We start from the raw sequence: 15,058 nt of genomic DNA, 5'->3' as shown, positions 1-15,058 counted from the left end.
TATGAATACAACGATTAAACAAGCAAAACAACATCTTAACCAAGAAGTGACAATTGGCGCTTGGTTAACTAACAAACGTTCTAGTGGTAAAATTGCGTTCTTACAATTACGTGATGGCACTGGATTTATGCAAGGTGTAGTAGTGAAATCAGAAGTAGACGAAGATGTTTTTAATTTATCTAAAGAAATTACACAAGAGTCTTCTTTATATGTAACTGGTACAATCACTGAAGATAACCGCTCAGATTTAGGCTACGAAATGCAAGTTAAATCTATCGAGGTTATCCATGAGGCTCATGATTACCCAATTACACCAAAAAATCACGGTACTGAGTTCCTTATGGATCACCGTCATTTATGGTTACGTTCTAAGAAACAACATGCTGTTATGCAAATTAGAAACGAAATCATTAGAGCAACTTATGAATTCTTTAATGATAATGGCTACACAAAAATTGATCCACCAATTTTAACTGCAAGTGCTCCAGAAGGCACAAGTGAATTATTCCATACTAAATATTTTGATGAAGATGCATTCTTATCACAAAGTGGGCAACTATACCTAGAAGCTGCAGCTATGGCTCACGGATATGTATTTTCTTTCGGACCAACTTTCCGTGCAGAAAAATCAAAAACAAGACGTCATTTAATTGAGTTTTGGATGATTGAAGCAGAAATGGCATTTACTGAACATGCAAGAAGCTTAGAAGTTCAAGAACAATTTGTGGCACACGTTGTACAATCCGTTCTTAAAAACTGTGAATTAGAATTAAAAATATTAGATAGAGACACATCAAAACTTGAAAAGGTTGCTACGCCATTCCCTAGAATTTCTTATGACGATGCAGTTAAATTCTTAAAAGAAGAAGGATTTGATGATATTGAATGGGGCGAAGATTTCGGTGCACCGCACGAAACTGCTATCGCTAATCATTATGATTTACCAGTATTTATCACTAATTATCCTACAAAAATTAAACCATTCTATATGGAACCTAACCCTGAAAATGAAGACACAGTATTGTGTGCTGATTTAATTGCTCCAGAAGGTTATGGTGAAATTATCGGTGGATCAGAACGTATCAATGATTTAGAGTTACTTGAACAACGTATTAATGAACATGAATTAGATTCAGAAGCTTATAGCTATTACTTAGATTTACGTCGTTATGGTAGTGTACCTCACAGTGGCTTCGGTTTAGGATTAGAACGTACGGTTGCTTGGATTTCAGGCGTAGAACATGTACGTGAAACTGCACCATTCCCACGTTTATTAAATCGTTTATACCCATAAGCATCATTCATTTAAATTTAAGTTATTATATTACATGTCGTCCAGTCGTATAAATAGACTGGGCGTTCATTTTTATCTTATACTAATTTATAATGATGCATTGCATTTTATAAAGGGCATCCATAAATCCTTCTATTTAATCAAATATAATGAAGGTCTAAATTTTAATGATAGGAGGGGTTACAATGGACAAGTTTCAATTAAAAACACGGCCAGTTGTGATTCGTCGTGAATTGTTAGATCATTACAGTGAACTAGGTATAGATGAACAAGATTTAATCATTTTAATCAAACTTATTTATGCATCAGAAACATCAAATAAACAACCATCCATTGAATCACTTCAACAGGGATCTACGATGCAACCACGTGAAGTTACTGCAGTCATTCAAAATTTAATTCAACGAGAATTATTAGAATTAAACGTTAATAAAGATGAAGAAGGTCGCTTCACAGAATATATGAATTTAGATCCTTTTTATGAAAAACTAAGTCAATTGCTTAAAAAGCAAACAATTGATACCAATGAACAAAGTGATAAAGAAAAGTTTAAAACATTATTCCAAATGATAGAACAAACATTTGCTAGACCATTGTCACCTTATGAAATTGAAACGTTGAACCAATGGATTGATGTTGATAAACATGATATATCAATTATTCAAGCTGCTCTTGATGAAGCAAATAGCCAAAATAAATTAAGTTTTAAATATATGGATAGAATATTGTTAAATTGGAAGAAAAATAATGTCAAAACAATTGATGACTCAAAAGAAATTAGAAAGCAATTTAATAAACCAAAAATGAAACACACTGTTAAGAAAGTACCAAAATTTGATTGGTTAAATGGAGAGAAATCAGATGATTAGTAAGAAAAAAGCACTTGAAATGATTGATGTAATTGCCGATATGTTTCCAGATGCAGAATGTGAACTAAAACATGATAATGCATTCGAATTAACAATTGCAGTACTTTTATCTGCGCAATGCACCGATATATTAGTTAATAAAGTTACTCGTTCATTATTTGCCAAATATAAAACACCAGAAGATTATCTAAATGTAAGTGATGAAGAATTACAACAGGATATTCGTTCCATTGGATTATATAGAAATAAAGCTAAAAATATCAAAAAACTTTGCCAATCATTACTTGATCAATTTGATGGAAAGATTCCACAAACACATCAAGAACTAGAAAGTTTAGCTGGTGTTGGACGTAAAACTGCAAATGTCGTAATGAGTGTCGCTTTTAATGAACCTTCACTCGCTGTAGACACACATGTGGAACGTGTTTCTAAACGTTTAGGTATTAATCGCTGGAAAGATAATGTAAGACAAGTTGAAGATAGACTTTGTTCTGTCATACCAAAAGACCGTTGGAATAAAAGCCATCATCAACTTATTTTCTTTGGTCGATATCATTGTCTCGCTCGTAAGCCAAAATGTGATATTTGTCCATTGTTCAAAGATTGTAGAGAAGGTCAGAAAAGATACAAAGCAAGTTTGAAAGAAGCGTGAAACATTTGATAACTAAACAAGACTTTGAAGAGTTAGAACAACAACTCGATCAATTCGCAAGCCAAAAACAATTAAAATCAGCAGAAGCAAAACCAGTTATAGATGCTTATTTCAAAATGATTATAAGTTATTTTAAACAAATAAATGAAATCAATGAGTTAAATCTAAATGAGCTTGATAACTATCCAGTTGTTCCTATGAATTTTGGTGAGCGCTATCAATACATGTTAGCAAGAAAATATCATTTTATGGGTTATAGACAAATGAAAACATTAAAATCCGAGTTAATAAAAATGAATGCTTCGTACCAAATTCGTAAAAAAAGAAACCAATAAATGTATTGTGATTCACTAATCATTTCATACTTATAATAAAGTTGAAGTACCCACTGGTTAAATCTAGTAGGTACTTTTTAATTTATATAAAAACAAAAAAACGCCCAAATCCTATTTTAGGATTTGGGCGTTTCGTCTATATTATGAAGCTTTATTATTAAATATTGAATTAAAGCTGAATAGACTAGTTAGGGCATTTCCGCTTTGTTGGGAACTGCTATTTGAACTATTTGAGCTGTTAGAGCTTGATGAACCATTTGATGATGATCCATTACTTCCATTGCTGTTACCGCTATTAGAAGATGTTGATGAATCACTATCACCATGTGTGCTCTTATTAGTTGTATTACTATCTGAATGTCCTTTTACTGATAATGAATCAGGGTCACTACCTTCAACTGAGCTTGGTTTTTTAAAGTCTTTACCATCTCTTGAAGAAATGTCTGACATGACTTCTTCAAATAGATATTGTGGATATTCTTGTTCAGAATGTCCTACGAAAGAGTTAGTTCCGTATTCTTTAACTTTGTTGAAGCCCATCCACACTGACATAGTGTATTGAGGTGAGAATCCGTTGATCCAAACATCTTTGGCTGCATTATCAGGTAAGTTATATTGACTATAAACTTCAGCACCGTAAGTACCAGTACCTGTTTTAGCACCCATATTAACACCAGATACGCCGTGACCATAAGCTGAACCATAGGCTTTAAATGTACCTTTAAGCATTTCAGCTAACATATAGGCTGTAGAATCTTTCATTGCTTTATGGCTAGTATGATCATATTCAATAGTGTCACCATCGTGAGTAACAACTTTTTGAATTGAATGAGCATTGTTATAAGTACCACCATTTGCTAATGAAGCAAATGCAGATGCTAATTGAGTTGGTGAGAATTCTGATGAAGAACCACCAAGTACTTCAGATGGTCCAATTTTACCATCGTAATCTAAACCAACTTTAGATGCGAATTTCTTAGGTGCATCGTTACCTGCGCTAGATTTAGTTTGTTGCCAAGTTTTAAGGGCAGGGATGTTGAAACTTTGTCTTAATGCATCATATGCAGAGACAGTTCCGTGACTCTTCGTATCATAGTTTCGGAATGTTGAACCGTCTACTTGATATGAAGATTCGTCTTGAATAGCATGATTAGTTGCCCAATTCATGTTTTCAATAGCTGGACCATAAGCTAAGAATGGTTTTAATGATGAACCAGTAGGATGTGGATCTGTAGCTTGGTTTCTGTCAACGACGTCTTTATAATTACGTCCACCAGAAATGGCTACTAAACCACCAGTTTTACTATCTAAGATAGTAGCACCAACTTGTTGGTCATCGTTTTTGTAGAAGCTACCATTGTTAATCTTATCTTGAAGCGTTTGTTGAACATCTTTATCCATATTTGTATAGATCTTAATACCACTTTGAAGAACGTTACCTAAGTTTTCTTTCTTGAAGTGTTTGTTATTCATTAATTCTGATTTAACAAAGTTCACATAAGATGCTAACTCTGGGTTTTTATCTTCTGTAGTATTTTGACGTTCTTTATCACTTCTTTGAACTAAGTTAGCTTTAACATCGATTTTCTTAGCTTTCTCATATTCTTTATCGCTTATTCTATGATGATAATGCATTAAGTATAATACAGTGTCTTTACGATCTTCAGCTTGTTTAGGATGATCGTAAATATTGTAATTATTTGGTACTTGAGGTAAGCCGGCTAGGTAAGCTTCTTCAGCTAAGTTTAAATCTTTAAGGTCTTTATTAAAGTAATACTTAGCAGCAGCTTTAACACCAGTTACACCATCAGAGTAGTAAATTTTATTCAAGTAAACTTGGAATATTTCATCTTTACTGTACTCTTGTTCTAATCGGTATGAAAGGTAAGCTTCTTGAGCTTTACGACCGATAGATTTTTGTTGTGATAAGAATGAATCTTTAACAACTTGTTGAGTTAAGGTAGAAGCACCTTGAGCCCCAAATCCACCAGTTAAGTTTTTACCTATTGCACCGAATAGACGTTTATAGTCCAAAGCACCGTGATCATAGAAGCGATTATCTTCTGTAGCTAAGACGGCATCTTTCATACTTTGTGGTACATCTTTGATATTCACATGTTCATGACGTTGACCATAATCTAACGTCTTAACTAAGTCACCGTTTTTATCATAAATCTTAGCAGGGATAGGATCCTCTAACTTAGATTCAGTGAATGCAGGTGCTTTCCATGCGTAATATGCAAATAGTAAGATACCGAGTAACAATAGAACAATAAAGGCAATAAACATAAAGCCAATAATCTTAATAATCGTTCTCTTCACATTTCTATTCTTTTTTTCGTCGGACTTCCCATTATTGCCTTTATTTTTAGGCTGAGAAGACCCTTTGTTTTCCGTCATACGCGGTCCTCACTTTCATCTAATATCAACTTATCAACTGCTTTGAGGTAATTCAATCTAGGTTGATACTGATAAGGAATATGGTAACCATTTTTTCGTATTTCTTCAACTGTTATCGATTTTTTAATATCTTTTTTGTATCTATCCCAAAAGAATTCAAATTTAGAATAGGGTAATAGATAAACTTCATCAAGTGATTTAAATCTTATCATTAAAAAAACAATACCTCGTTGTTGGTATGTGTTCTTCATATGATCAACTTGATGATCATGGATATTATTCAAGGGGAAAGAAGTTTTATTCTTCGTTTCCTTTGCTTCAAAATCGATATAATAGCCATTATAGACACCATTATAATCTGTTGTTGAAGGCGTACGAAAATAAGCTTCATTTATCACAGCTTTACTCCGTTTTGGATAGTGAACATTGACTATCTGTACAGGAGTAGGTTTCTTGTGAATGACTGCGATGCCACTTTTTAAATAGTAAGCATTAGAATGCTCAATATCTTTTTCCAGTGACATACCTCGTCCACCATATTCAATATTACTTGAGTATGATGACGATTTGCGTCCGTCCAAAGTCTTATTTTCTTTGTATGGTTGACCATTAGGATAATTCATATATTTCACCACACAAGTCTGGTAGTAAACTGCGATTATTATACACAAGATTTTACAATTAACCAAACTTTTATAAAATTAATGCATTTTTCACTAACCTAAAATACATCAAAACTTATTTTAACGTGCTTTCATTAAATAAACAATAAAAATAGACACATTTATTTCCTTTGTATGCTTATTTAACACGTTTATTTTTATATAAAGCATAGTAAACAGGTAGTTTTTTTATTTAACGTGCAATTTATAACTATAAAAACAATACGTCACGTATGACGGGGGATAAACAATATGATAGATTAATAATGTAGGAGGCTACTAGATGTTAGATATCATTAAAAATTTAATATTAGAAGTCAATCATATGGGCCAAAAATATGAACGAGTTAGAGAAAAAGAGGAAGACGAAGATTTTCATAAAGTTGTAGAACCATATGTTCGAAATATAGATACACAGCTCAATCAACTGAGAAACTATGAACAATCACTCGTTAATACTACATATATGAACAAGAAGAAAGTTGATTTATTATTTAAAAATATTGAAGAACTTTCCGTAGAATGCCATTTTAAACGAACAAGTCGAAAGCTTTTTACAGAAAAAATTAAAGCTGTACAATATGATTTGAATAATATTTTAAAATTTAATGTTTAAAGAGGGAAATTATGGTTAAAACTGTTTATATCACTGGATATAAATCTTATGAATTAAATATATTTAAAGATGATGCTCCAGAAGTTTACTATCTAAAGCAATTTATTAAACATAAAATTGAACAGTTATTAGATGAAGGTTTGGAATGGGTATTAATACAAGGTCAGATGGGCATTGAATTATGGACTGCAGATGTTGTTATTGAATTAAAAGAAATATACCCCGAACTTAAACTAGGTGTGATAACGCCTTTCGAGGGACATACATCTAAATGGAATGAACAAAATCAAGCTAAGTACATGAATATTATTAATAACGCTGATTTTACTGAAAGTGTTTTTCATTCTGAGTATCAGGGGCCGTTTCAATTTAAACAAACCGACCAATTTATGCTAGACCATACTGATCAAACTTTATTAATATACGATGAAGAACAAGAAGCAAGTCCTAAATTTTTTAAATCTATGTTAGTTGATTTTATGGAAAAAACAAACTATACTTGTGATATTGTGACGTTTGATGAACTCACTGACTTCATCAACGACTTGCAGTGGTCTCAAGATCAAAGTTTCGAATGAGGTGGAAAAAATGTCAGATGTTTCATTAAAATTATCAGCAAAAGATATTTATGAAAAAGATTTTGAAAAAACTATGGCTCGTGGCTATAGAAGAGAAGAAGTAGATGCTTTTTTAGATGATATCATTACAGATTATCAAAAAATGGCAGACATGAATAATGAAGTTGTAAAACTTTCAGAAGAAAACCACAAATTAAAAAAAGAACTTGAAGAATTAAGATTACGTGTTGCGACAACTAGACCACAAGAGAATAAAAACTTTTCTTCAAATGGTTCTAACAACAACGCATCATCAAACAATGTAGATATTTTAAAACGTATCTCTAACTTAGAAAAAGCAGTATTTGGTAAATAATATTTGAATTGGTTTAGACAAAGCTTTCTATTAGTGTGAGCGTAACACTTTGTTTCCATTTAGATGGGGACTTAAATTTTAAAAGGCTTTGTCTAGACCCTTTTTTATGTTATACTCTCAAAGGTGATATTTTGGGTAATCGCTATAGTGATATAGAGGAAAGTCCATGCTCACACAGTCTGAGATGATTGTAGTGTTCGTGCTTGATGAAACAATAAATCAAGGCATTAATTTGACGGCAACGAAATAACCTACGTTCTTTGAATAGGGTTAGAATAGTTTGAAAGTGCCACAGTGACGTAGCTTTTATAGAAATATGAAGGGTGGAACGCGGTAAACCCCTCGAGTGAGCAATCCAAATTAGGTAGGAGCACTTGTTTAGCGGAATTCAACGTATAAACGAGACACTAACATTTTAAATGTTATGGTAGACAGATGGTTACCACCAACGTACCAGTGTGGCTAGTGCACGTTTAGAGTACAATGGAACAGAACATGGCTTACAGAAATATCACAACTAGTTTAGCTCTCCCATCAAACGGAGAGCTTTTTTTAATGATATATTTACTTAAATCAATTTTACCAAAAATATTTTAATTCACTTTATAAAAATAAATGACTATGTATGATTAAACTTTAAAAGTATCTTTGTTAAAATAAACATAAATCAAATGAATCTAAAGGAGAACAATGCATGTTTCAATTATTAGCAGTATGTCCAATGGGATTGGAATCAGTAGTAGCTAAAGAAATACAAGAATTAGGCTATGAAACACAAGTAGAAAATGGTCGTATCTTTTTTGAAGGTGACGAAAGTGCTATTGTTAAATGTAACTTATGGTTACGTACAGCAGACCGTGTCAAAATCGTTATGGGGCAATTTAAAGCCACAACATTTGATGAACTTTTTGAAAAAACTAAATCATTACCATGGGAAACAATTATTGACCAACAAGGGAGTTTTCCTGTGCAAGGACGCATTGTAAAATCAACACTTTATAGTGTGCCAGACTGCCAAGCTATCACTAAAAAAGCCATCGTTGAATGTCTAAAACATGCATATAATGAAAAAGGCTGGTTAAATGAAACAGGGACTAAGTACCCAGTAGAAGTTTCTATTTTAAAAGATAATGTATTACTTACAATTGATACATCTGGCTCTGGATTAAACAGAAGAGGTTATCGTTTAGCTCAAGGTGAAGCGCCAATTAAAGAAACGCTAGCTGCAAGTTTAATTAAATTAGCCAATTGGACTGGCGATACACCATTAATTGATCCGTTCTGCGGTTCAGGGACTATTGCTATCGAAGCATGTCTAATTGCACAAAACATTGCACCTGGGTTTAATAGAGACTTTGTATCTGAAGAATGGAATATCATGCCACCAAATATTTATGATGAGATGCGAGATGAAGCTGATAAGCAAGCTGATTACGATAGAGAGATTCAAGTTTACGCTTCTGATATTGATCCAGAAATGGTTGAAATCGCTAAACGTAACGCTGAAGAAGTTGGCTTATCAGATATCATTCAATTCAACGTTAAAGACGTCAATACATTAACGATTGATAGTGAAGAACCTATCGCTTTAATTGGTAACCCACCATATGGTGAACGTATCGGCGATAGAGAAGAAGTAGAAGAAATGTATCGTTATATGGGTACATTGATGAAACAACACCCATATCTATCTACTTATATCTTAACAAGTAATAAAGAATATGAGTTTTTAGTAAATAAAAAAGCAACAAAACGTCGTAAGTTATTTAACGGTTATATTGAATGTACTTATTATCAATATTGGGGTAAGAAACCTCAAACGAAAGATTAAATTAATCAAACAGTTCATTAGCACTCTCATTGCAACTATAGTAAAGTTGTTTTGAGAGTGTTTAAATTTAAATTACTGATGAAATTAATAAATAATATAATCAATACATGAGAGGAGTAATATATATGAAGAATGTTTTAATTATTGGAGCTAATGGTAGAGTGGCCATTGAAGCAACCAAAATTTTCTTAGAAAACTCAAATTTTAATGTAAATCTATTTTTAAGAAATGCACACCGTATTCCAGATTATGGTTCAAACAGAGTAACTGTATTTGAAGGTGACGCTAAAAATCAAAGCGATTTAGAGAAAGCATTAGATAATATCGATATCGTATTCACTGGAACATCTGGTTCACTTAATCGTCATGCTGAAACGATTGTAAAAGCCATGGATGCAAAAGGAATTAAACGTTTAATTTTAATTGCTGCCCCAGGAATCTATGATGAATTACCTGAACCATTTAATGAATGGAACAAACAACAATTTGGCGAGAAACTTAATTTATATCGTCAAGCTGCAGATACAATTGAACAATCAGATTTAGATTATACAATTATTAGACCAGGTTGGTTAACTGATAAAAATGAAAACATTTATGAAATCACTACAAAAGATGGCCAATTCGAAGGTACTGAAGTATCTAGAAAAAGTGTCGCAAACTTAGCAGTACAAATAGCAAAACACCCTGATTTACATTCAAAAGAGAATATTGGTGTATTCAAGCCAGGCACTGAAGGCGACAAACCAGCTTGGTTTGAATAATCCTTCCCTAAATTCATAGGTTTTGAGTAATATATATGATAATATTTTAAGTAATATCATAATCTATGATTATTGGCTTACTCAAAAGAGGTTATGACAAAGTATCTTACATTAAAATTGCGTTTTGGATTTTAAGTCGTTTTGTCTTGACCTCTTCTTTTTTTATCGAAAGAACTAAAGGGGATTAAAACGTATGACACACACTGAACAATTAGACATATTATATAAACTAAAAAAAGAAGTCGAAAAATCAAACAACACTGCTTTATTAAACACAATTAATCAAGTTATTAAAAAGGTTTACAAAAATCAATTTACTACTTCATTTGTTGGTCACTTTTCAGCAGGTAAATCAACACTAATTAATTTGTTATTAGAACAAGATATTTTACCTAGCTCTCCAGTACCAACAACAAGTAATACAGCAATCGTCTCAGTTTCTGATTCAGAAGACATTATTGCCAATTTACCGGATCAACAATATACAAAATTAAAAACATACGACGAAGTAAAACAGATGAATCGCCAAAATATAGACGTAGAGTCTGTAGAAATCAACTTTAAGTCTGATAAATTTGATAATGGCTTTACATTTCAGGATACACCCGGCGTTGACTCTAACGTAGCCACTCACCAAACTACAACTGAACAATTTATGTATACGAGTAACGTATTATTTTATACTGTTGACTATAATCATGTTCAATCAGCACTCAATTTTCAATTTATGAAACGAATTAATGAAGTAGGTATCCCTGTTGTGTTCATCATTAATCAAATAGACAAACACAATGATGACGAACTTTCATTTGATACATTTAAATCTAGAGTTGAAAAATCAATTAACGAATGGGAAATTAAATTAGAACATATTTATTATGTATCTAAATTTGACCATCCTGAAAATCAAATCAAGCAATTATCTGATTATCTCTTATATTTAGACGAAAATAGAGAATCAATGGAAGATTATATTGAACGCACAGTATCATTTATTACTGATGCACAATTATCATATATCCAAAATGAAATGCAAAGTATTTTAGAATACTTAAATATTGAAGAAGAATTTGAACAAGCATATTTAAATTTCCAACAAACACAATCTGTATCAGAAGAAGCACAATTACTAAATGATAAAGATAAACTAAAGTCTTATCTCAAACAAAAACGTAAAGACATTTTAGAAAATGCTTATATTATGACTCATGATATGCGAGAACAATTAAGATCGTATTTAGAAAGTAAGGCTACAGATTTTAAAGTAGGTGGATTTTTCAATAAATCTAAGAAGAAGGAAGAAGCACAAACAGAACGTTTAAACAAAGCAGTTGATATGCTTCAAGAAAAGATAAACACCCAAATTCGCCAACCTATGAGAGAAGATATGTCATTTTTAACACGATTTATTAATCAGAAAAATATTAATGAACATATTTTAAATCAGTCTTATGATATACCAAACGATTTAGTTTCTTCTTTATATCAACCACAAACAACTATAAGTAATACGTATGTATTAACATTTTCTGATGAAGTGGTTAAAGCAATTAATCAATTTGTTGAACGCCAATCAAATCCATTATTTGAAAAGGCCATTCAACATGTTCAAGCTAACGAAATAGAAACTGAAGATAGTGAAGCATCAGAAGAGTATCAACGATATATGAAATTAAATAATTTGAAAGAATCTCTAACAACACGCAATTATCAACATTATTATATACATTTAGAAGATTCTTTAGATAAATTAACAGGACGTACTGAAGCTAATTTCACGATTAAACAACAAAATGATACAACACATCATCAAAATAGAGACTCAATTCAATCTGAAAGCGACGATGTCTCAAGTTCACAAATTGATATTGAAAAGGCATTAAATGTAATCGAAGATATACCGTTATTTGAGCGAACTCAAATGGACATAAAGCAAACATTAACTCGTCTAGATCAAAAAATCACAAAAATTGGCGTATTTGGTACATTCAGCGCAGGAAAGAGTAGCTTAATTAATGCCTTATTAGGTGGTCAATATTTAGTAAGTTCACCAAACCCAACAACAGCGGCGACAACCGAATTGACTTACGGTGAAAATAGCAGTATTACTTTAAAATCATCAAAGCAATTACTTCAAGAAATTAACCAAATGCTTGAATACTTCAATCAGTCATTCGATTCACTTGATGAATTTATTAATAGTGATATAACGCAATTAAAATCAAAATTAGAAAAAAATCAACTTGCGTTTATTTCTGCTGTAGAAAAACATTATGACATGTATATCAATATGTTAAATGATGGAGAAGTACATCAAATCGACCAAGATGATGTTAAAAAATGGTCTGCAGAAGATGAATATGCAACATTTGTTAAAACAGTTCATTTACAAGTACCTGTTGAATGGCTTAAAGGAAAAATTATTGTCGATTCACTTGGTTTACATTCAAATAACCAACGACATACAAATGAAACAGAACAAATACTTACTTCTTCAGATTTAATTTTATATGTTAGTTACTTCAATCATTCATTTACTGACAATGACAAAGCCTTCATTGAACATATGAAAGATATGAATCAGCTAAACGAAAATCAAGCTTTCAAAATGATTATCAATGCGGTTGATTTAGCCGAGAGTGAACAAGATTTAGATGCTGTTAAAGATTACGTTGCTGATGCACTTAATCAAGTACAGTTACAATCTGACGTTTTTGGTGTATCTAGTCGAGAAGCATTAAAATCTAACGATGAAGGTATCAATCAATTGAAAGAAAGCATTCAACACTTTGTCGACATTGAATCTAAGACAATTCTAGAACAACAAATGATTCATCAACTACAACAAATCGACAAGTCATATGTTGAAATGATAGAAGAATTTGAATCTAATAAAGATGATATTGCTAAGCGTCAACAAAAATTAGAAACATATAAAGACCAACAAAGACTTGGTCATCAACTGATAGATACAACATCACAATATACGAATAATGAAGTTGAAGAACAAGTTTATCATTTAAATTCACGACTAAAACTTCAATTAATGGACGATATTAAATCTGTATATAACAGTCAAATGACTCAAAATAGTGATTTTAATGAAGAAAAGAAAAATTCGACTAAAATTTATTTAGATCAAATTCATCAAAGACTGTTCTTAGAACAATCATTAATTACTGAAAGAATTAAAAGATACTTTAATCAACAATTAGATGAACAAGTGGCACCTGTGTTACAACAATTAAGTAAATTGCATATCATAGTTAATCCACGTTTCAATTTACAACCAGATGTCATTGATAAACCGTTACTTCATATTGAACTTAACGATATGATGAGTGAATTACCTAAACAATTAACAAAACGTAAAATCCTTAATCCAAATTCACAGAAAGAAATTCACGAATATATTTGTCAAAGTACATTAGAATTGCTTCAATCAAATTTCAATCAGTTAAGACAACAATTGGAATCATATGTTAATCAAATGTCTTTAGAAGCAGAAGAACAATTTAACAGTATCGAAGTAAACATTCAAAGTCAGATTAACGAACTGTTATCATTTAACTTGGATGAATCATTAATTACACAACTCAAAGATAAACATCAACAATTAGTAGCAATCATTTATTAAGAAAGAAGGATTACCAAAATGCCTAACAAAGTTTTACTCGTTGATGGCATGGCATTATTGTTTAGACACTTTTTTGCAACTAGTCTACACAGTCAATTCATGTATAATTCAAAAGGCGTGCCTACCAACGGCATTCAAGGGTTCGTTCGCCATATCTTCTCTGCTATCAAAGAAATTCAACCAACTCACGTGGCTGTTTGTTGGGATATGGGACAATCAACATTTAGAAATGATATGTTTGGTGGTTACAAACAAAATCGATCAGCACCTCCAGAGGAATTGATACCTCAATTTGATTATGTAAAAGAAATCTCTGATCAATTTGGCTTCGTTAATATTGGTGTTACTAATTACGAAGCAGATGATGTGATAGGAACATTAGCAAAATCATATTCAACAGATAATGACGTTTATATTATTACTGGCGACAGAGATTTACTTCAATGTATTAATGAAAATGTGGAAGTATGGCTAATTAAAAAAGGATTTAATATTTATAATCGTTACACATTAAATCGATTCAATGAAGAATATCAATTAGAACCTCAACAATTAATTGATATTAAAGCGTTTATGGGTGATACTGCAGATGGTTATGCTGGAGTAAAAGGGATAGGCGAGAAAACGGCTATTAAATTAATTCAACAATATGGCAGTGTAGAAGAAGTCATCAATCAAATTGACGCTTTAACACCCGGACAAAGAAATAAAATTAATGACAATATGAATGAATTACATTTATCTAAACGTTTAGCTGAAATTCATACAGAAGTTCCTTTAGATAGTGAACAATTATTTATGGATATGGCTTTTGCCACAACATTAAATCATATTCTATCTATTTGTAATGAACACGAACTATACGTTTCAGGAAAATATATTTCAAGTCATTTATAAGACAAAGCAATCTAAACTCCATATGGATAATCTTATTGATAAGAATATCCATATGGGGTCTTTTTTAAAATTTTGTGACTTAGAATCATTATATTTAGAATAATAAATAAATTTTAATACAAAATCATAATGTTTTATGCTATTATAATTTGGAGCATAAATAAATTG

The 15,058-nt window shown here is 31.6% G+C and carries 13 protein-coding genes and 1 other RNA gene; 12 read left to right on the top strand and 2 right to left on the bottom strand.

All coding sequences use genetic code 11. From position 1 onward, the window contains the following. Position 1: 1 nt before the first annotated feature. The 4 genes from asnS (at position 2) to HMPREF3125_RS10515 (ending at position 3,150) form a co-directional block, all read left to right on the top strand. Positions 2-1,294 (top strand): asparagine--tRNA ligase, encoded by a 1,293-nt coding sequence (gene asnS, locus HMPREF3125_RS10530; protein WP_070453783.1) that lies wholly within the window; start codon positions 2-4, stop codon positions 1,292-1,294. A gap of 185 nt (positions 1,295-1,479) precedes the next feature. After that, the gene (locus HMPREF3125_RS10525) at positions 1,480-2,163 is read left to right on the top strand and encodes a DnaD domain-containing protein (RefSeq protein ID WP_017637978.1); all 684 of its coding nucleotides are present in this window, start codon (positions 1,480-1,482) and stop codon (positions 2,161-2,163) included. Further along, a complete protein-coding gene (gene nth, locus HMPREF3125_RS10520; protein WP_017637979.1) occupies positions 2,156-2,815 on the top strand; it encodes an endonuclease III in 660 nt (219 codons plus the stop codon). The genes HMPREF3125_RS10525 and nth overlap by 8 nt, the downstream gene beginning before the upstream one ends. A gap of 5 nt (positions 2,816-2,820) precedes the next feature. Beyond that, a complete protein-coding gene (locus HMPREF3125_RS10515; protein ID WP_070454071.1) occupies positions 2,821-3,150 on the top strand; it encodes a YpoC family protein in 330 nt (109 codons plus the stop codon). Between the two features lie 141 nt (positions 3,151-3,291). Here HMPREF3125_RS10515 and HMPREF3125_RS10510 read toward each other — a convergent pair whose 3' ends face one another. Continuing rightward, positions 3,292-5,550: a transglycosylase domain-containing protein gene (locus HMPREF3125_RS10510; protein ID WP_070453781.1), complete on the bottom strand. Its 2,259-nt coding sequence runs from the start codon at positions 5,548-5,550 to the stop codon at positions 3,292-3,294. After that, on the bottom strand, positions 5,547-6,173 hold the full coding sequence (recU, locus tag HMPREF3125_RS10505) for a Holliday junction resolvase RecU (protein WP_017637982.1): 627 nt from the start codon (positions 6,171-6,173) through the stop codon (positions 5,547-5,549). Before recU ends, HMPREF3125_RS10510 begins: the two co-directional genes overlap by 4 nt. A gap of 322 nt (positions 6,174-6,495) precedes the next feature. Here recU and HMPREF3125_RS10500 point away from each other — a divergent pair, with 322 nt between their 5' ends. From HMPREF3125_RS10500 to HMPREF3125_RS10465, 8 genes are all read left to right on the top strand, one after another. After that, positions 6,496-6,828 carry a DUF1798 family protein gene (locus tag HMPREF3125_RS10500; protein ID WP_070453779.1) on the top strand — a complete coding sequence of 111 codons (333 nt, stop codon included), beginning with the start codon at positions 6,496-6,498 and terminating at the stop codon, positions 6,826-6,828. 11 nt (positions 6,829-6,839) lie between these two features. Continuing rightward, a complete protein-coding gene (locus HMPREF3125_RS10495; protein WP_017637984.1) occupies positions 6,840-7,406 on the top strand; it encodes an SLOG family protein in 567 nt (188 codons plus the stop codon). 10 nt (positions 7,407-7,416) lie between these two features. Beyond that, positions 7,417-7,761, top strand: a complete 345-nt coding sequence (gpsB, locus tag HMPREF3125_RS10490) for a cell division regulator GpsB (protein ID WP_017637985.1) — start codon at positions 7,417-7,419, stop codon at positions 7,759-7,761. A 127-nt stretch (positions 7,762-7,888) separates the two neighbouring features. Then, positions 7,889-8,269, top strand: an RNA gene (gene rnpB, locus HMPREF3125_RS10485) — RNase P RNA component class B. Positions 8,270-8,455: 186 nt separating this feature from the next. Then, on the top strand, positions 8,456-9,592 hold the full coding sequence (locus tag HMPREF3125_RS10480; protein WP_070453777.1) for a THUMP domain-containing class I SAM-dependent RNA methyltransferase: 1,137 nt from the start codon (positions 8,456-8,458) through the stop codon (positions 9,590-9,592). A 125-nt stretch (positions 9,593-9,717) separates the two neighbouring features. Next, positions 9,718-10,356, top strand: coding sequence for an SDR family oxidoreductase (locus HMPREF3125_RS10475; RefSeq protein WP_017637987.1), 639 nt, complete (start codon positions 9,718-9,720; stop codon positions 10,354-10,356). Positions 10,357-10,549: 193 nt separating this feature from the next. Continuing rightward, complete coding sequence (locus HMPREF3125_RS10470; RefSeq protein ID WP_070453775.1) at positions 10,550-13,993, top strand: dynamin family protein; 3,444 nt, start codon at positions 10,550-10,552, stop codon at positions 13,991-13,993. An 18-nt stretch (positions 13,994-14,011) separates the two neighbouring features. After that, the gene (locus HMPREF3125_RS10465; RefSeq protein ID WP_070453772.1) at positions 14,012-14,890 is read left to right on the top strand and encodes a 5'-3' exonuclease; all 879 of its coding nucleotides are present in this window, start codon (positions 14,012-14,014) and stop codon (positions 14,888-14,890) included. The last annotated feature ends 168 nt before the right edge of the window (positions 14,891-15,058 follow it).

The sequence above is a fragment of the Staphylococcus sp. HMSC13A10 genome, assembly GCF_001808005.1.
GTDB lineage: Bacteria > Bacillota > Bacilli > Staphylococcales > Staphylococcaceae > Staphylococcus > Staphylococcus pasteuri.
Note: the sequence above shows the minus strand (reverse complement) of the source record. Positions and strands in the feature narration are given on the sequence as shown.